This window comes from Halorientalis brevis (assembly GCF_023077655.1).
The window spans coordinates 219824-238322 of the sequence record NZ_JALLGV010000009.1; the positions used below are offsets into that span (position 1 = coordinate 219824).

Below are 18499 nucleotides of genomic sequence, written 5' to 3' on the forward strand. Positions count from 1 at the left end.
CGTCGGACGTGTCCGATGAGGTACCGCTTGAGACGGTGATCTCCCTCCTCGATGATGCCACTGTCCGGACCATCCTCACGGCCACAAACGTCGAAGCGCTGAGCGCGAAGGAACTGAGCGAGCAGGCTGACGTCTCGCAGGCGACGGTGTATCGCCGCGTCGAGCGGCTGACCGACGTCGGATTGCTCACCGAGCGGACCCGACCGCGGGCGGACGGCCACCACGATACGGTGTACGTGGCGACGCTGGCGGAACTGTCGATCCAGCTGGCTGGCGGCGAATTCGAGTTCGAGGTGGATCGCCACGGTGACGACATCGCCGACCGCCTCACACGCCTCTGGGAGGACTTCTAAGATGCGCCCGTTCGCCGGCTTCACGACGATCGGCCTGCTGACGACGGCGGTCGCTGCCGTCACAGCCCTGGCCGGGCTCTATATCGGCTATCAGGCGTACCGGGGGCTCCGTCGCCATGACAGTCCCCCGATGCGGTATCTGTCGATCGGGCTGTTGCTCCTGTTCGGCGTTACCTACGTGCTGGCCTTCGTCGGGACGGCGTTCCTCCGGGCAGGGAACCTGCCCCTCATCTATCAGGACTACTTTCGGTTCGTCACCCGGATAGTCCAACTCTGCGGAGTGAGCTCAATCGCGTACTCGTTGTATCTTACACGGGCCGATGACCAATCGCACCGGCCGCGTAGTGAAGCTGAGGATCGGTAGGCTGTCAGGCACGGTAACGACCGTCTGTTATCTCTCAGTTCCGTCTCTCCGCAGAATCAGCATTATTCCGCCAAGGAGAATGATCCATGCTGGCTCGGTAGGAGACACTCCCAGCACGTCGAGCAGTTCGGCGAGATCATAGGTGAGCCCCACTGCAATGATCGCAAGCCCGACAAACAGAAGGATTGCTCGCCAGTGTTCTCCAAGCAGGATCGGTTCGAGTGAGTCCCACATCGCCCACGAACTGTGTCAGCGGCTATTGACGTAGACGTAGTGCCCATCACGACCGAGTGAGACGACCGGTATTCACGGCGTCCAGCAATACCAGTAGCTTTGTGTTCGTGTGGAATCATGTGCGTGAGGATGGCAGAGCCGCCGCAGACATTGCAGTATCTTCGGCTCACGATGGTGTGCTGTGCGCTTAGCGTTTTGGCAGCGGCTCAATACGCGCTGTTGAGTGCGTCCTGGTATTCCCTCCATTTCATCGACGGCACCGGCCCGGCGCTCCCGGTCGAGCCGTTATACCTGGCGATCGTCGTTGTAATCGCTGCCATCGGAGCTGTGGGCGTCGGTGCGCTTTACCTGCCAAACTGGACGGTTCCAGCTACGCTTCTCGGGCTTGGCTTGGGCTTCGTTCTGTTCTCGCTGTTTACCTGGGGTGGCTATTGCCTGACGGCAGGCCAAGCGCTCTCCCAGGAACCGACTATCGAATTCTCCTCGAAGCGAGTCCATGGCTCCATCAGCACACTGGCGGTTGTCCTCTCGGGCGATCGCTGTGGCGCATTTTTTGCACTTCCACCAGTGATCGCTGGCTACCTACTGATTGGCCTTGGCCTCTGGCTCGACCCGTGGACCGACATGACACTGGCCAATGTGGTGTCAGCGATCAATACGAGGCTACACAAACGGTAAGCAGCCTTTGTTCGGGCTGCGGAATGCCATCGTGGCCAGAGGAGGTGCGAGAGTGTCGTTCGATCACGAGCCCTGTTCGTCGCTGTGAGCGTCATATTCGAGCTTTGCGAAGAGTGCGAGTGGGAGTGAGCCAATCCCAGCACCCAGTGCGAGGAGGAGGTAGAATAGCATCGCAAAGCCGCCATGTGCCCCACCTTGAACAGCCAGCGAATATCCCATTATGGGGCCACCGATGACCAGTGCGATGGCGAGTATCGGGACTACGAGTGACCGTTCTTCTCGGGGCGTTGCCAGGGAGGCACCGGCGATGAAACCGGCTGTGATCGGAGCGAGTCCAAGCACAAATGCCAGGCGGTTACGCGCCATGTTCACGAGTGTTGGATTGCCGCTGTAGTATGGCGGGGGCGTGACCACGAGATCGTACCAGATGAACCCCACTGCGAGTGGATACAGGACAACGAGTGCAAGGAAAGCGGCGACGAGACCACAGCGATCACCTCGCATGGACGTCTGTGCACACAGCGACATCGTCCCAGCCAGAAGCAGTGCATATACCCCAGCGTGGACCAGCACGGCATTCACCGACTGCGAATACCCGTGGAACAGTTCACCGCCAAGGAGGTAGCCGGTCAGAATAGAAATCGCACCAAGAACGCACAGCGCTCGGCGGGGGTGACGATCGAAATAGTGCATATGTCGGATGACTATCAGTCTGACAAGTGTTTTCTGGTCGGCTTCGATTCCCCGTTGGTCTCCGATGGCAGAGAGCAGCAAAGTGGCTCTCAGTGAAACTCCCGATGGGCAACGACTCTCTGCTAAACCTGCACGCTAAATCGTCCATACGACTGTATCTGAGCCGGAATCCGTATGAACGTGGTTTCGTTGGCGTGTGTGCCCTCACTGTATGGTGGACTGTCACTCTCGTCGCCTTCCGGACCGTCGCAGTCGTCCTCTCGGTCGATCGAGTCGTAGCGGAGAGCGATACCAATGCAGTCGAGATCGCCACAGCTGAACTCGGAACTCCATTTGAGTCGGGTGAGCCGCCGTGTATCACAGCTACCGATATTGTATTGATGGACGAGTAGCGTGGTTTCGGATAGGTCAGTGGCGGCGATGAAGTCCCTCGCCGCCGCGCCACCAGTGGTTGCCTGGGAGAACTCGAGCGCATCTCGGTCACTGGGAGACGTCACGAGCCAATCTTCGTAGTCCCACGTCGCCGACGATTCAAACAGATCTTCTCCCGGAGAATACGCCGTTGAGCGCACAGCAGGTGTACCCTGTGGATTGCGGACGGTGATTGATTCTGGGGAGTCCACGCTCTGTGCGTAGTCTCGTTCAGTCGCTGTCGATGTGGAAGTGCCATCCGAGGAGCCTGTCGTACATCCCGCGAGAGCGACGAGAGCGACACCTGACAGGCTGAGGGCGTCACGACGTGACAATCGATCAGGGACCATGCAAGAATTGGACTGGTGAAATCAAATGTCACCTTCGGATCCCCACGCCGCGAAGTCTTCAGAGGCACGCGCCTAACGGGCGCACCGATACAGAGGCACATCCACTGCACTATCGACCAATAGTAGCGTCCCGACTTGTTTGCTCAGTGGAGAGGCTGCAATCATCACGGCGTATTGAGACTTGTCAGTTCTGACCGCTGTATCTACCATTGAAACGCCGTCATCAAAATTAACTTTCTTCCGACCGCAGTCGCCGGTGTGAATATTGAACGAGATTCGCCGACCCGATTTCCCCGTCAACGACTGGTGAATGTCAGATGAACTCCGATCGATCGGTCCACGCCACGTCGTCGTCAGCATCCAAGAAGGCAACTCGGAATCCGCCAACGAAGCGAGCAGCGCTCGTTGGCGGGGGTGTAGGGATCTGTATGGGGCTAAGTTCGCATTTTCTGTTACTGGATTATTCTGTAGCCTCTCTTACCATCTGTCTCCTGTACGCCATCGGGGTGACGCTCATGATCGACTATGTCAGTATCCTCCGACAGACCACCTCCGATGGCGGGAGTTGGTGGACGATCGCCTTCGGTGGCACTACCGGACTCGTTCTGATGGTTATCCAGCTGGTTTACCGCCCGATCGTTACAGATAAGATCGCAGTCAAGCGCGTCCTCCCCGAGGGAGTGATAACCGTTCCGTTTAATTTCATCCTTATATTGTGGCTTCTCGTGTTCGGTGTCGCGTTAGTCTCACTGGCATACGGGATCGGAATGGCAGTAACGGACCTGTCCGAGGGCTAATCCACGCTGTCAGCCGCCCGCTGGCTGGTTCGGACCGGCGCCATTCTTCCAAGTACCCTCCTTTCTGCCGTGGTGAATAACTGTTAAGTCACAGTGAGAGAGGTATACAGAGCGGCTCAATGATACACAGTTTCGGAGTTTGGGTTTTGATGCAGGCCTTTCTTACACGCAGACCGATGGTGAATCACCTACTCACTACATGTGCAAACTGATCAATAGAAGAAAGCTAAAACAACTGTTTGAACGTAGAAAACCACCTTATTTCAACAGTCAAAACAGGAGTCTATGAAGCGTCGCACGCTACTCACCTCAATTAGTACTCTGACAGTTGGTATTGCAGGCTGTTTGACCTCCTCCAACACTACTTCACCAACCCGTAGTTCTCCATTGACTTCAGGGGGCAATGACACCGAGACCCCAAAAACAACGACAGCGAATGGAAATCAAGACACTACCGGCAGTTCGAGTGAGAACCCCGAGATCGTGTTCACAGATACCGACTGCCCTTCATTTTCAAACGCCGTCGACAGGACTGTCTGCTGGCCAGTTACCGATACTGCGTGGGAGAAGATCTATCTCGATGCCTCAACGGCTATTTATAATCCAGATCCACGTGATGTGCATATTGAAACGGTTGAATTCGTCCTGCACAATGAGCATTCGGGTCACCAAGTCAAATTCAATCCCGATAAATGGGAGATCAAACGCCAGAATTCAGACGGTTGGACCACAGCAGCAGCAGGAACATCCAGTGATACGACTTTGACTTCCTCCCACGACTGAAGATCGTGGGATTCCTCCGTGGGCGACCCGGCCAGTGGGTCTACCCCGGCTGTCAACTTGCGGGTTTGCCGATGCTGGGTTGGTCAGATGGGCGCGACTGTTCCCACTCCGTTGGTGTCCAATCGTGCCCGTTCCACTGCCAGTATGCCCCATCACACGTGGTTGGGTTCTCGGGTTCATCCCTCGGGCTTCCAGCACCGAGGGCGGCGGGCCGAGCCATCGGCCCAACCCCAACTTGATTTTGGAGTATGTTCCACGCCCCTACAAGGTCACTGTGCGCGTCTAAGTGACAGTCGTGGCACCGGAATGAATCACCATCACGAGCTACATTACTGCTTTCACAGTCTGGACACTCACTGCTGGAATCTTGTTCACTCACTTCTGTGACGGTGATTCCGATGTCTTCGAACGTGAGTCTTATTCGTTCGACCAGTTTCCGGTGCGACCAGAATGCGTGGGTTTTCTGGTTCACCTCTGCTGACCAGTGTGTCTCTAGTACGTCAGTTAGATCACCGACGTACACCGTCTCAACGTTATGTTTGAGGAGCCAGTCGGCAGCATGTTTCACTGCTGCGTCTCTGGCGTGGTCACGTTTTCGTGACCGCTGGTCGTACAGTCGTTGGATCTGCGTACTGGTGTACTGGTCATCTGGTAGTTCCGATTGCAGTGTAGCAATCCTATTGGTCAGACTCTGGAATCGTTCGAACTCGGGCCGGGCGTGATAGACACTGGTTTCGCCGTGATCGGTGACAAGAGCCAGTGTATTGTTTGCACCTACGTCAAGAGCGGCTACACGACTCGTGTTCTCTGGTGTGAGTGTATGAGTGTAGGCATCCAGTCGTTGCTCTTGGAGCTTGTCTGGCCGTATTCGGACTGGATGCTGGACACAGAGTGTGTTGGCCGCTTCGTCGTAAATGAGTTCTAACCGGCTATCGTTACCGTTCCACTGTGGGTTGCCTCTGACTTCGAGTGTGACCCGCTCGTTGTGGTCGAAGTTGTATCGGTCTTCAAGTACGTCTCCGACACCGAACTCTAACACGCTCTTGTCTTCATTCCAGTCGAACGAGTACAGGTCGTTTCTGATGAGTCCGTGGAGTTCATAGCCGTCATTACGGTTGCCCCAGTAGCCCGGTGGTTCTGGTTTTTTCGTGACGGTGGAATCGCTCTTGTCGTGATACTTGTCGAGAAGCCGGAAGTGGCTTCGCCACGCTTCACTGTTTTTTCGGGCGACCTGTTGGCAGGCGGCTTTGCCGAGAATGGGTGCGTACTCGTCGTAGAGGTCGGTGTAGTCAGCATCCCACACGTCACCGTCTTCTTTGAAGTACTGTTGACGGCGGCGGTAGGTGATTTGATTCCAGAGTGGGGCGTGGGCGGCCAACCAGTCGAACACTACCTGCTTGTACCGGTCGGTGTCCGGTTCAGCAGTGTATGTATTTGTTCGCTGTGGTTGGTCGCTCACAGGGGATTGCTTCGGCAAGAAACTAGATAACTATTGGGGTCGCATCCCGGCTATGTCCGGTGGTTTGCGTGTCGGAGTGTCGGATTCATCCCACGACTGAAGATCGTGGGCTTTCTCCTTGAACTTCTGTAATGCTCCCGTTTCAAACTCGATATTACAGATATCACAGTGATACTGATGGTGTGGCCACGGAGCAGTCTCTTCCTGAAGATTACCGGGCGTATTCCTGTTTTGGATACTAGAGCGACCGAAAATTGACGAATTCACTAACATCGATATTCTGTCGAAAGCCAAGAACTTTGGATGGTCAACAATGAGTTCTGAAATAATAGCAAATGGGATTGCAATCAGGATTACCACTCCAACGATGTCAAATGTAAGTTCTGCACCAGTCGCAATCAAGACTGCAAGAATGTCTTCGGTTACACCGAATACGATCCCTATGACGAAAAACTCGAGGATACGCTTGAGTTGACTCCGATGCATATTCCGTGCACGCTCTATCAGTACATTATTTGACCCCCTTTTTTCTGTAGCTCGTGGCATCTACTCTGGCAGATGCTCCTCTTAGCTGATTTTGTCCGATACGGCCTTGTTGAAATCATTCCGGTCTGACACGCTAAATCCAAACGACGCTGGTGGATTACGGCCAGTCAGTCTGGAGTTCTTCTTGGTGGTTGTCAATCAACGTGAGAAGCGGCTCAATTTCACCGAAGCGGGGTCCGCGGGTAATTGTCCCAGTCTGGGAGTCCCAGTTGATGAACCCCACGTCTGCCAGAGCAGGCAAATGAGTGTGATAGAGTTTGATTTTGAGCGAATCGAGATTGTCTCCCTCTGCGGCGAATTCTTCGCCCTCGAATTCAGCCTCAGTGCGTGGATTGTGATCGGCCAACTCCAAGAGCATCTGTCGCCGGGTTCCGTTGGTGAGCACCCCGAAGACCTCACTTAGTGATGTCTCGTCCGTCGAGGTCGGCTCGTCTTTTGCCATACAGGATGTAGTCCTGAGCAACTACGGGTAAGGGCGTTCACTGACGAGTCATGCCTTTTTATATATCATGGGAGTCAATCACTGCCCCTCCCCGCAACTGTCGAGGAGAGCAACGTCGTTTCGAGAACTTTCTCGTTTGCACGTCGGATTCGGGCCGAGACCGACTGTTTTGTAATACCGAGTTCGGCCGCTAACTCGTCGAGACTCACGTCGCTCGGCGTCGCAAAGTAGCCTCGCTGAACCGCGAGCACTAACGCTTCCCGTTGTTCGAGCGAAAGATCGAACTGTCGTCGGTGGTCGGTCTCCTCGGCGAACGTGTAGATACGGTCGATACAGATTCTAACCTCGTGTTCGGCCAAGATGTTTTGAAACAAGGCCAACTTATCGTGATTCACAAACCGAACGCTGAACTCCCATCGCGTTCCCTGCTCGGAGCGTGCTCGGAGGATAGTCGCCTCTGATTGAATGATCGCATCGATAACATCCTCTGTCGGATCTGTCCACGAGATTCGGTAGAATATTCCGTTTTCTATTCTATCGAGGGCTATGATTTCCCTGACATGCGGACAGTCGAGGAGTTGCGTTTCAAACCTTTCCACCACTTCGTCGAGGTCTTCTTCTGTGGTGGCCCAAAGGAATGGGTGAGCAAGGCATCCTGTTGGGACACACCGCTCAAGTTCGAGGGCCATATCCGTTACGCCCGAGAGGGCGTCACCGAGTTGAAACTGATCAGCATCTATAGTGAATTCGGCGACGACACTCATACTGTAGATATACGCCCAGCGGCATAGACCTTACCGCTGTAGATCCCACTCTGCTACAGGCATCCTCTGTCTCGGTCACGGCGCTTCTGACAAGAACCAGAGATGTCACGACTTGGTTCGCTCCATCGTTCATCTATACTCGCTGTTCAGAGTGTCTTATCGATGTTGTGAGTGAGACAGCCGACAACGAGTTCACGGAACTGCTTCCACCAATGTCGTGAGCGCACGAATGCCCCATATCTCCGTTTGAGACGGGAGTTCACCGCCTCATTCTGACTCCGTTGGCCGTAGAGGTCGGTCTCCAGGCGAGCGTTCCATGCCTTGTGGAGCGACGAAAATTCTCGGTGCTTGATGAGCGGACGAACATCTTCTTCACGGGCTAACGCACGAATCTTCTGGTCGTCATACCCCTTATCTCCGAGCAGAGCCGCCACTTCGTCGGCATTGCGCTTGATGAGCGACGGCGCGATCTGGGAGTCGTGTTTTCGTGTCGTTGTTACGTGTAAGTCGATGATAGCATTCGCTTTCGTGTCCACGAGAAGTGTGACTTTCAACTGCTGGATAGTCAGCTTCGTGCGCTTCGTGTAGTGTTTCGAGGCGTGACTGCGGTCGAATCCAGATGCATCAATCCCGACTACACCGTTGGTCGGGAGGAGTGTGACCGAGAGGTTGAGCAGGACACGCCAGACTGCCATATCGAGCCGGTTGAACGCTTTGCACAACGTTGAGGGTGAAGGGAGTTCGTCCAGATTGATAGCTCTCCGAATGCGAGGCATCTCGATGAGTTCATCGAGAAGCGTCCGGTACGTCGTGTTCTTCCGAACTTTGAGACAGAGTAGAACGATGTGCTGGTGGAGTGTGTAGCGTCGTTTTGAGAACTTTGAGGAGTAGCGGGCGACAGCTCGTTGAGCCAAGTGGAATGCCTGCTCGACGAACCGGAGTAACCGCGACTTGGGGAGGGACTGCATCTGGTCAAACTATCGGGCGAACGTGTAACCCACTGAGGATTTCAACAGAGCCTCCGATACCAAATTGGCGTGCTATGTTGTTTCCCTGTACTGACTCGATTCAAGAATTCCGCAGGAAGCGTTCTCTGACGCGATTTCATACCACCCGGAGTGTCTGCCCCTACCACCCCGGCCCGCTCGACGCCTGCGCAAAAAAGGGCGCAGGGAGCCTATTCCAGGGTGATCGCCACGTCGGACTGCAACACAATGTCTGGGTCGGCGTTCCCATGCCGGTTCACGCGCCGATAATGAGCCCCCGACTGGGGTCTCGGGGTCGACGAGTGTAGCCAAAGTTGGACGCAGCGTCGACACTGCCGATCGTCCGGCGAGTCGGCTGCAGAGAAGCCGACGGCGTGTTCGGAGAGCATGGCGGTGTGAAGCCGCTAGCACCTACTCTTCGAGGGTAACCTCAACGTAGCCGTCTGCATGTACTGTGACGTCGTACCCAGCGTATTCGAAGGTAGTTGTCCCATCCATTCGAGCGGCATTCACCGTCGGATCGAAAAGCGCGTCTAACGCGTCAGGGTCAATCACACGATGAAGCGGCGGCAGGTCAGTGGGGGCGACGTCCTTCCGCGCTGCAGTTTCGTGGATGACTTTCCGAGACGGGGACAGCCGCGTATCGGTCTGGCAACAGCCGTCCGATTTGTCCATACAAGATGACTCATCAGGGTTTCGTATAGTACTTTTGACGTTTAATACAGGGCCGCGAGCAGTTATAATTAGATGTGATAACTTGCGGGCAGATTCGTTTGGATTGTGACTGGATCCGTCTTTGGGGAAAACCGACTCGCCACACGTCCTCATCAGCATTTTTCAGTCCGCGATTTCAAAACGAGGGAATACAATCCCAAAATATAACATTAACTATCGATAGACATGATAACTGATAACGGGTGGGGAACTAATGTCTGGAACATCACACGATGAGCCAAGAGACGACAATTCGATCGCTCGCGTCTTGGCTGGACTGTCGTCAAAGTACCGCCGGTTAGTTATAGAGTTCTTCATGAACACAGCGGAAGAAACCATCTCACTGACAGAGCTCGCCGAGTATGTCAGAAGCGAACAGAGCGACGACGGAGCTGCGTCGCTCAGGGAGATCAAAATCCAGCTGCATCATCGGACGCTCCCAAAGCTGGCTGCAAACGGGGTGGTGGACTATGATGCGCGCTCAACAACCGTTCGATATCGCGGCGACTCGACACTCGAAGAGATTCAGGAATATCTGTCAACGAGAGACGTCTGAGCGACGCCGCCTGCTGACTGCCGGGTAAGCTCGGAGCGTCAGCGGTGAACGGGAGCAGGTCCGTGCGTCGTGGAACGCACCACTCATACCAGCCGTAGTTACCGCCGACGCGGCGACAGCGGTCGTAGTGTTCATCACCGCCGCCACGGCGCGCTCAACACCTGCGCAAAAAAGGGACGCAGGGAGTCTATTCCAGGGTGATCATCGCGTCGGGCTGGAGCACGGCGTTCGGATCGTCGCTACCGTGGGTGTCCACGTAGGCGTCGTAGAGCCGGGGATGATACCGCGCGACCTTGTTTACCGACAGTTCGACCTCCGGGGTGGCGGCGTCGACGACGGCCTGGCGGGTCCACTGCTTGCCGTCAATTAGCCGATCGGCCGTGTAGACCGCGGCCGCCGCCACCGTCAGCCGGGGTGTCCCCGACCCGACCTCCTGTTCGTCGGCGATCGCGAGCAGGTGCCGCGCTAGCCGCCACGTCCGGACAGCCGTGCCCCCGTCGCCGATGTTGAGGCCATCCAGAAGGGTCTTGATGACGTCCTGGCGCACCAGTGGCACGTCCAACCCGAGTTCGACGCGGAGCTTCCGTGCGGCCGCACACAGCCGCATGTGATTCGTCTTGGCGAACTCGGCGACCCACGCTGTCGTCCAGCGTCGCTTGGAGACGGATAGCGATGTAGCAGATGGCCCAGGTCCCTGGCGGACTGTGCGGGCGAGGCCGGCGAGGTGCGAGCGGTGCGAGACGCGATCACGGGGAGACCCTCGGAACGCGAGTGGGGAGGGACGACCCGTGAGCCGCTCGCGTTCGCGTGGTCGTCTGTGCGGGCCCTCCCGACCTGGCGCCACCGCACCGGCACCGCGATCCCGCTGCGCGACCGCGGGCCGGCCGCGGGCTCACCACTGTTCTAACTCAAAGGCCAGATATGCCTCACAGGCCGAGAGGCATTCCTCGACGGATATATCGAGGCAGTGACTGCGTAGCAGAAAACAGTCATCACGAAGAACAAGGTGCGAGCGCGACGCATCGATGGTAGCGTTACTGGTCACTAACTGACGGAGACACGTCGAATCCAACCGGCCGGTCATCATCCCACTGCACAGCAGCGATGGCCGCTGGAAGTGACTCAAGCCGCTGCTCGACGACATCAAGGGGATGGGTATCAATGAATGTGGCCCGTTGGTGATCCACTGCCGTGGATCCGTCATTCACCTGGAGATGGACTGGGCCGAGATCATCGTGGGTATCGTCTTGGTGCCAGCCAACCAGCAGACTTCGGGCTGGCTCGATCCAGTTGAACCAGTAGTACTCGTACGTGCGTCCGGTCTGGAGTTGGAATCCGGCTTCGATCCGCGCCTCGGTTACTGGATAGCCATCATTGTCGAGGAATCGTCGCGGATTCACGTCGACAACGACGCGGTACGGACCAGCCTCTCGCGGTTCGGCACGCCGGCGACGAACGGTAGTGAAGTCGGCGCTGAGTCGATTCTGGATCCGATCGTGGAGCCGCTTGCTTTGCAGGTTGGCCCGGTTTGCGAGAAAGACGACCATTAGGCAAACGAGGAGGGTGTATCAGTCCGTGGCGAGGAGAGTTCAACGACGTCACCGTATAACTGGAGGGCGTGCTTGACGAGGCGTAATTCCGTGTTGATCGCCTCCCACGTCGCGATTACGTTGCGACGCTCACGAAGCTCCTCGGCTGAGAGCTCCGCGTCGGCGAGTTGATCTCGGAAGTCCGAGAGTGAGTCGACGTCGTACTCGTCGGCTAAGTCCTCCTGTTCGGCCGTGAGGTCCGTCAATTGGCGCTCCAGTTCGTCTCGCGTGTGCTCATCAATGAGGGTCGTCACCTCGTCGAAGAGCATGCGAACCGGATTGAGATCGTATGCTTTCATCCCGTCGACGGTCGTTTCAGTGACCCAGTCGTCACTCGCCAGGCGCTGGAGCTCGTCGTCCGCGGTCGTTCGTGAGACGTCTGCCCGGTCGGCAATCTCCTGGACTGGCGTCGGCTCGTCGAGCAACTCGACGACGTGGCGAACGCGTTCCCGGCCGCTGAGAGTTTCAGACCACGATCCCTGATTCGAGTCGGGCATTGATACTGTCCCTTGGCTCCGCTGGTTCAAATAATTTGGCCCGCTCCAAATATATGAAGGACAGTCACCAGTCGATGTCGTCTAGCTGGTGGAGCAACTCATCGAGGAAATACCCAGATTCGGGATCCATCGCAATACGCAGTGCCGTGGTATTTGCGTCGCTGTCAGAGTGATTCGAGGAAGCGTGTCTCCGTCTCAGTGTCCCGTGTTCGCTGTCTCGGGTGGGGTGACCTGCACCGGCTCGGGAGACTCTCATGACCGCCCAGCGTCTCTCAGTCAGTCTGGGCAGAGTTATCCAGCAGATGGCCCACAGGCGGGCCTGGCGGACTGTGAGGGCGAGGCCGGGAGAATACCGCCAGCCGAGCCAGGATCGTTGGGGCGCTCGTCCGGAACGGTAACAGTGTAGATCACGGTAGTCCTGTCTGGTCCACACAAACCCGCGCGGGAGGAGGGCGAGAGCGGGCGGCGTCGCTCGATGGCGCAGTCTCCCTGACGCACGCTGTGTGTGACCGGCGCCATCCCCGCAATCCACTTCGTGTCCACACCGCGTTTCAGCGACACAGATGCCTGGATCGGCGCGCTCTTGTCCTGTCTGCGACGTACGGCGAGTTCACACACGGCTGAAACGTCCGGAAGAAGACGGTGACCGCTGTGATCTACCCGTGTGTGACCGACGTGTGTGAGCGAGCGACCGGTTGGCGAGCGCGGTGCGAACGGCTCGATATCGAGCAGTGCTAGCCGTCTACGTCGGGAAACGCCGATTCCCAAGCGCGCCCCGACAGATGGGGCGTTCAACACTCGGTTCGAATCGCCAGACGGCGACCGTGTGTGAAGAATCGAGCGATGGTCCAGTCCCAGGCGCCACGCCCAGTGGTGCAGCTTCCACACACGGATTCCGGGAGTACAGACGCGCTAGTGCGGTATGTGATCGGTGTGGCGTGTCGCGCGGTCGTCGTCCCCGTCGCGACCTGGGGTGTCACACTCGGCGTGCACCCGATGATACCGGGTTTCTTCCGGACGAAATCGCCGTGTGTGAAGATCCAGTTGCCGGCCGAGACGACACGAACACCCGTCTTGGCGGGGCTCGATTCCTGAAGAGTGCTGTTGAACAGCGGTGGGGCGCAACTATCCCGAGCGGCCTGACCCCTGGCGCTTGTTCAATGTTTTCGAAATTCCATGTCTGCAACAGCAACGACGGAGTTATTTTGTCGAGTGGCCAACCCCGTGTGATGACTCACGGCGACGATCACATCACGGTGTATTCGGATTACGTGTGTCCGTTTTGTTATCTCGGGAAGCAGTCACTGAAGGCGTTTCAGGACGGGCGCGACGAGGCGGTCCCGGTCGAGTGGCACCCGTACGATCTGCGTAGTTACAAACGCGGGCCCGACGGGGAGCTCGATCAGTCGATGGACGTGTCCAAAAGCGACTCGTACATGGACCAGGTCCGCGAGAAGGTGACGCGATTGCAGGACACCCTCGACGCCGACGAGATGCTCGCCCTCGACGAGCGGCCGAAGAACGTCGACTCCTTCGACGCGCAGGTCGCGTCGGTTTACGTCGATGCCGAGCACCCCGATCAGTGGGCCGCGTTCGACGACGCGCTGTTCGAGGCGCTCTGGGTCGACGGGCGGGACATCGGCGACGTCGACGTGTTGGCGGCACTCGCCGACGACGTCGGACTGGACGGGGCCGAGATCCGGACCGCGGTCACGGACGAGCAGCGCCGCGACCAGGTCCTGGACCTGTTTGCCGCGGCGGAGGAACGGGGCGTCTCCGGCGTGCCGACGTTCGCCTCCGGCGAGACCACGACGAGTGGTGTGGCGTCCCCGGGCGAGCTCGCGGCCCTGGTCGACGGAGCCTGAACGGTTCGGGGTCGATCGGGGCCGGCTCGAGCCGTGCTGACCGACGATCGGGACCGACCCGCAGCTGTCGTGCCCGCCAGAGGATGGATGCCCTGAGCAAGTCCCGTGTTGCGGCCAGGTGGTCGAGGCGGTCGATCGCGTCCCCACGCTCCAGCACGGCTCGCTTGACGGGTGCTTTCAAAATGGACGGGGTGCTCGCACCCTTGGCGTCGGTCCACAGCTGGCCATTGGGATGCCCAGGAGATCAGCGGTGAGTAGGCAGTCGGCGCTACGAGTGTCCAACAGCTGCCCTCGATGGTCGAACTGGCGGACTTAAGTGAATCGTAAATTCCCTGCCAGAGCGGTGGTTCCGACGCTTGACAGTAGTGATCGATTTCCAATTCGTTCGTTTCAAACTCACTTACAAGTAGAGCGACTTATCTTATTTCCTCGAACCTAGACAAGTGCAGTAATCGTCTCGTGGATGCTGTCTTGGAGCCCGTCAATGAAGTCATCGAAGGAACCACTCTGTGCAGTCGGGAGCTCGCGAACGAGGAAATCGAGTTCACTGTCCGCGGCATGGACGTGATACTCCGTTGCGACGGTTGTCTCATCGATGTGCTCAGGGTAGACCAGCACACCTGGGACTTCGTTGGAGAGCTGGTAGGAGGTCATCTGGTAGATGTCGCTTTGACTGATCGAATTCGTCTTCCATTTGGCGTCGCCGACGAGTCGAACATCGCCGTCCTCCAAGAGTACAAAATCGGGATACATGTTCACGGACGGTGTTCCCCCAGTAACGACGGGCTCAATCCGTGACTGCTTTGCAACGTCCCATCCGTTCCGGTGAGCGACAGCGTCGCGTGCAGCACGTTCGACGACTTTCTCGAAGACCGTATTCATGTTCACGAGTAGCCCATACGAGGCGAAGTCGGCCGCCGAGAAGTCCTCCAAGTAGCTGCTGCGGAGAATCTGCTCGGCAAGCGACAATAGTGTGTCGTAGTGAGCGTTCAACCGCGTGGTTTCGACGCGGGCGACGGCGGCAGGTCGAACCGGCTGTTCCGACACCCACCGTCTCAGCTGCTGTTGTTGCCGGTGGAGCGTACTCGCCAGCCCGTCGTCGGCGACCAGTGTTGTCAGCCGCCGGGCAGCCTGGTAGATCGCCCGGTTGGTGATTGTGTCCGTGGTGAGCGTATCGTAATTGACCTCGAAATCAGTTCCAATCGGACCCTGTCGCTGCACCTGCCGCGGAAGGTCGAGTTGACCGCGCAACTGTGACTCGGTTGCGCCGACGCGTTTGTACTCCTTGCTCGGACCACGACGCAACACCGTATCGAGTTCCGCCACGAATAAAGCGGCAAGTGCATCGACGAACGAAACCCCACTCGTCGCCGAGGTCTCTCTGTCAATCGTGTCAGCAGTAACGCCGTGGGCGTACCGAAGCAAGTAGAGGAAGTTCGTCCCGGCAGCTTTGGGCAGGATACGGACCAGCGGGCCGTCAGGTAGGGAAACAGCCCCGACGTACTGCGACGAACTCAGTTGAACCCGCCCATCGCGCATGTACTGCACGCTAAGCTTCGTCGTCTCAGCGTTCAGGTCCTCCAGTGCATCGAGCGCCGCTTCTGAGAGTGACAGCGGTGCTGTCGAGTCATGCTCGGAGAGGGTAATCTCGTCGGGCCCGGATTGACTCTCGGTCGCCATATTACGGTGTCTCAGCGCTCACGAATTCAGGATGAAGCGTCTCGATCAGCGTCACCAGTGCCTGTTTCGCCTCGTTAAACGTCTCGTCGTCGAGTGCTTCGGCGAACGCCTCGCCATCCAGATCGTGTGGGTTAGCGACTGACTCGGACCACTCGGCCTTGATCGCAGAGTACTTGTGACCCTCGTAGTACTCGAACGTCTCGGGGATCGCGTCACGAAGTCCGGCAATGACCTCGTGCATCTCCTCGTCCAGGACGTGCACGCCGACCTGCAGAACCGGATCGTCCAGATGCACCCGCGGCTGGAAGGTGTATCTGATTTGGTCCGTGTCTGGATGATCGGGATGTGCGGATTTGAGCCCGAGTGTAAGACGTTCGAAATCAGAGTTGTAGTGCATCTCCTCGGGTGAATCTGCGTTCAGCGTGTCGCCAACTTCCTCGTAGAGTTCTTCATTGAGAGCACCGAGAAACTCCGGATACGTCGGTGACGGTGATCGTGAATCGCCTGGTGAGGCCACCGAATCCACGGACTTGGATTCGTAGTCGGTATCCAGCTCTGTGAGTTCCATCAGGAACGACGCGAGCGCCGCATCACCGAACTGTCGTATCCGCTCATCATCCCAGTTGACGACCGCGTCGCCAGCCCCATCGAACAGGTGGCGCCGAATCCGGTCGAACTGCCCGAAGTAGTACTCTTCGATCAGGGGGAGAATGTCGAACCGCCACGCATCGACGATCCCATCGACAGTTTCGACACCGAACAGGTAGGAGTGGCCGATTTGCTGCCCCTTGCTGAGATCCGGTGCGTCGGTGATGTTGTCGTTGATCGTTTCGATTGCTCGAATCGACAACGCGAGCAACGATTCGAACCGATCGTCAGCCTCCCGTGCTTCGTCGGGAAGCGCAGTCGGGTCCAATCCGTGATGGTCGGCGAGTACGTCGGTGTCCGGCGGGAACGGAAGGAAGCGGAACCGGCGTCGGAGCGCCGCATCGACGAGCGCGATCGACCGATCGGCGGTGTTCATCGTCCCGATCAGGTACAGATTCGGTGGGAGCGAGAACGACTCGTCGGAATGTGCCAGTTGTGTCGTGAACGACTCGCGCTTGTCACTCTCCAGGAGCGTGATCGTCTCGCCGAAAATCTGCGAGAGGTTCCCGCGGTTGATCTCATCGATGATGAGGACGTACGGCGGCGCGCTTGCAGGCGAGTCAGCATTGCGGTACGCGTCGGCGGCAGTGTCGGCAATCCGCTTCAGGACGCCGTCGTCGATCTCGTATTCGACCGCGCCAGACTCTGTCGCATCCGCTGATAACCCCTCCAGGAAATCCTCGTACGAGAACGACGGGTGGAACGTGACCGCCTGCACCTGATCGTCACGCGGAGTACCCTCAGTGTTCTCGTGTACCCACCAGTCGGCGAACTCCTTGGCGATGTACGTCTTCCCAGTCCCCGGCGGCCCGTAGAACACCACCTGTTTTTTCGCATCGAGTTGCCGTTCGATCTCGTCCGCTTGTGTAGGTTTGTCGGGCGTCTCGATTTCGACGTCGAGACCGTTCAACCTGCGGTACTCGTCGGTGACGCCCCGAAGTTTCTCGACGACTACGTCGATCGAGAGCTGGTTGCGGTCTTTGAACTGCTCGAGATCGCGATTGCGTTTCCATTCGTCTTCGTCTCGAAGATTCTGCCCAACGTGAAGCCCATATGAAACTCGGTCGCCATGAATCCCGACGAAGAGCTGATACTCATCACTCTGACCACTGGTGTCTTCACCGGGGTAAATAGCCAGCCATGTGAAGTCAGAGACGTAATTTTGAGGATCAGCAAAATTGACCGTGTGGTACCGGTGGTCCTTCAAGCCGAGTTCTTGGCGAAGGTATTCGGCGAAGTGGTCGAGGTACGCGTTGATGCGTGGGAGGAAATAGTCGAAATATATCTGCCCGGTAATTGTGAAGTTACGCCAGTTACGGAATACGTCTTGATCGAACTGGGCCCGTTCACGCTGCTTGATGTCGTCGAGTTCTTCGACAGTCACTGTGTCGTCCTGCAAGCGGTCCAGCAGTTCGTACCGAACGTGGTTGACCTTCTGTGATTCCCCGTAATACTCCTGTTTAGCTCTCAAGAACGCTGTTGGAAGATTCTCTATCGCATTCAAGAACTCTTGAATATCGGTTGCATCATCCGAATTCGGATCATACTGATCAAGCTGTTCGGCGAAGATCCAGAGATACTCCAGCAGGAATTCAGCGACCGCTGGCGACCCATCCGGCTCCGCGAGAAACGCCGCTAGCTTTCGAATGTCGCCGGCCTCAACATCGTGGCCATATTCTTCGTGCAACTGCGTCGAGAGCTCAGTACAACACTGCTCGAAGAGGTCGCGCTTTTCGGCATCACTCAATCCATCCAATCCCTGTGTCGCCGTCGCGGTTACTGAATCCACTCGCTCGGGCCCCCAGTCACCGAAGAACTCTATCAGCGCCCGAAGCGCGGCAGCCGAATACTCGTCTTCCGCCCCCGTGGTGACCTGTGCCAGCTTATTGTACGCCGTCTGGAGCGCGTCTCCATCGAAAATAAACTCACCGACCGGAAACGCCGTGTACATCGATTGAGATGATACCCGGCTGTATGAAATACCTTTCTGACTCCTGATCTTTTCGAGTCTTTGAGTATCGATGCAATCTCATAGAGACAGACTTTGAGCCGATAATGTGCTATTCACGATAGTGGGACGTGTGATTAAT

Annotated in this window: 21 protein-coding genes; 8 read left to right on the top strand and 13 right to left on the bottom strand. The window is 57.2% G+C overall.

From position 1 onward, the window contains the following. Nucleotides 1–8 precede the first annotated feature (8 nt). Both MU553_RS20895 and MU553_RS20900 read left to right on the top strand, forming a co-directional pair. On the top strand, nt 9–353 hold the full coding sequence (locus MU553_RS20895) for a helix-turn-helix domain-containing protein (RefSeq protein ID WP_247381304.1): 345 nt from the start codon (nt 9–11) through the stop codon (nt 351–353). A 1-nt stretch (nt 354) separates the two neighbouring features. Beyond that, nucleotides 355–717 carry a DUF7521 family protein gene (locus tag MU553_RS20900; protein WP_247381305.1) on the top strand — a complete coding sequence of 121 codons (363 nt, stop codon included), beginning with the start codon at nt 355–357 and terminating at the stop codon, nt 715–717. A 27-nt stretch (nt 718–744) separates the two neighbouring features. Here MU553_RS20900 and MU553_RS20905 read toward each other — a convergent pair whose 3' ends face one another. Beyond that, nucleotides 745–951, bottom strand: coding sequence for a hypothetical protein (locus MU553_RS20905; protein WP_247381306.1), 207 nt, complete (start codon nt 949–951; stop codon nt 745–747). Between the two features lie 129 nt (nt 952–1080). On the opposite strand from MU553_RS20905, the gene MU553_RS20910 reads away from it, so the two are divergent. Next, nucleotides 1081–1629, top strand: a complete 549-nt coding sequence (locus MU553_RS20910) for a hypothetical protein (protein WP_247381307.1) — start codon at nt 1081–1083, stop codon at nt 1627–1629. A gap of 63 nt (nt 1630–1692) precedes the next feature. Here the strand turns inward: MU553_RS20910 and MU553_RS20915 are convergent, their stop codons facing one another. Then, nucleotides 1693–2322 carry a hypothetical protein gene (locus MU553_RS20915; protein WP_247381308.1) on the bottom strand — a complete coding sequence of 210 codons (630 nt, stop codon included), beginning with the start codon at nt 2320–2322 and terminating at the stop codon, nt 1693–1695. Nucleotides 2323–3400: 1078 nt separating this feature from the next. Between MU553_RS20915 and MU553_RS20920 the strand changes: the two genes are divergently transcribed. Then, complete coding sequence (locus MU553_RS20920) at nt 3401–3880, top strand: hypothetical protein (RefSeq protein ID WP_247381309.1); 480 nt, start codon at nt 3401–3403, stop codon at nt 3878–3880. Nucleotides 3881–4165: 285 nt separating this feature from the next. Further along, nucleotides 4166–4663 (top strand): hypothetical protein, encoded by a 498-nt coding sequence (locus MU553_RS20925; RefSeq protein ID WP_247381310.1) that lies wholly within the window; start codon nt 4166–4168, stop codon nt 4661–4663. Nucleotides 4664–4715: 52 nt separating this feature from the next. Here MU553_RS20925 and MU553_RS20930 read toward each other — a convergent pair whose 3' ends face one another. The 6 genes from MU553_RS20930 to ddfA form a co-directional block, all read right to left on the bottom strand. Continuing rightward, the gene (locus MU553_RS20930; protein WP_247381311.1) at nt 4716–6122 is read right to left on the bottom strand and encodes a transposase; all 1407 of its coding nucleotides are present in this window, start codon (nt 6120–6122) and stop codon (nt 4716–4718) included. Between the two features lie 30 nt (nt 6123–6152). Next, complete coding sequence (locus MU553_RS20935) at nt 6153–6668, bottom strand: hypothetical protein (RefSeq protein ID WP_247381312.1); 516 nt, start codon at nt 6666–6668, stop codon at nt 6153–6155. A 97-nt stretch (nt 6669–6765) separates the two neighbouring features. Beyond that, nucleotides 6766–7110, bottom strand: coding sequence for a DUF7344 domain-containing protein (locus MU553_RS20940; RefSeq protein ID WP_247381313.1), 345 nt, complete (start codon nt 7108–7110; stop codon nt 6766–6768). Nucleotides 7111–7184: 74 nt separating this feature from the next. After that, a complete protein-coding gene (locus MU553_RS20945; protein ID WP_247381314.1) occupies nt 7185–7874 on the bottom strand; it encodes a helix-turn-helix domain-containing protein in 690 nt (229 codons plus the stop codon). A 146-nt stretch (nt 7875–8020) separates the two neighbouring features. Then, entirely contained in the window at nt 8021–8842 is an 822-nt protein-coding gene (locus MU553_RS20950; protein ID WP_247381315.1) for an IS5 family transposase, read from the bottom strand. Nucleotides 8843–9271: 429 nt separating this feature from the next. Beyond that, nucleotides 9272–9535, bottom strand: coding sequence for a DdfA family disk-determining factor (gene ddfA / locus MU553_RS20955; protein ID WP_247381317.1), 264 nt, complete (start codon nt 9533–9535; stop codon nt 9272–9274). Between the two features lie 253 nt (nt 9536–9788). On the opposite strand from ddfA, the gene MU553_RS20960 reads away from it, so the two are divergent. Next, nucleotides 9789–10130 (top strand): DUF7344 domain-containing protein, encoded by a 342-nt coding sequence (locus MU553_RS20960; RefSeq protein WP_247381319.1) that lies wholly within the window; start codon nt 9789–9791, stop codon nt 10128–10130. Nucleotides 10131–10317: 187 nt separating this feature from the next. On the opposite strand, the gene MU553_RS20965 is transcribed toward MU553_RS20960, so the two are convergent. After that, nucleotides 10318–10737 (bottom strand): hypothetical protein, encoded by a 420-nt coding sequence (locus tag MU553_RS20965; RefSeq protein ID WP_247381321.1) that lies wholly within the window; start codon nt 10735–10737, stop codon nt 10318–10320. Nucleotides 10738–10863: 126 nt separating this feature from the next. Here MU553_RS20965 and MU553_RS20970 point away from each other — a divergent pair, with 126 nt between their 5' ends. After that, nucleotides 10864–11037, top strand: coding sequence for a hypothetical protein (locus tag MU553_RS20970; protein WP_247381323.1), 174 nt, complete (start codon nt 10864–10866; stop codon nt 11035–11037). Between the two features lie 127 nt (nt 11038–11164). On the opposite strand, the gene MU553_RS23830 is transcribed toward MU553_RS20970, so the two are convergent. Continuing rightward, the gene (locus MU553_RS23830) at nt 11165–11677 is read right to left on the bottom strand and encodes a hypothetical protein (RefSeq protein WP_345893422.1); all 513 of its coding nucleotides are present in this window, start codon (nt 11675–11677) and stop codon (nt 11165–11167) included. Next, on the bottom strand, nt 11677–12216 hold the full coding sequence (locus MU553_RS20980) for a winged helix-turn-helix domain-containing protein (RefSeq protein ID WP_247381328.1): 540 nt from the start codon (nt 12214–12216) through the stop codon (nt 11677–11679). The genes MU553_RS23830 and MU553_RS20980 overlap by 1 nt, the downstream gene beginning before the upstream one ends. A 1229-nt stretch (nt 12217–13445) precedes the next feature. On the opposite strand from MU553_RS20980, the gene MU553_RS20985 reads away from it, so the two are divergent. Next, nucleotides 13446–14081 carry a DsbA family oxidoreductase gene (locus tag MU553_RS20985; protein WP_247381329.1) on the top strand — a complete coding sequence of 212 codons (636 nt, stop codon included), beginning with the start codon at nt 13446–13448 and terminating at the stop codon, nt 14079–14081. Nucleotides 14082–14516: 435 nt separating this feature from the next. Here the strand turns inward: MU553_RS20985 and MU553_RS20990 are convergent, their stop codons facing one another. Together MU553_RS20990 and MU553_RS20995 are read right to left on the bottom strand one after the other, a co-directional pair. Beyond that, nucleotides 14517–15761 (bottom strand): McrC family protein, encoded by a 1245-nt coding sequence (locus MU553_RS20990; protein WP_247381331.1) that lies wholly within the window; start codon nt 15759–15761, stop codon nt 14517–14519. A 1-nt stretch (nt 15762) separates the two neighbouring features. Then, entirely contained in the window at nt 15763–18360 is a 2598-nt protein-coding gene (locus MU553_RS20995) for an McrB family protein (protein WP_247381333.1), read from the bottom strand. Between the last annotated feature and the right edge of the window lie 139 nt (nt 18361–18499).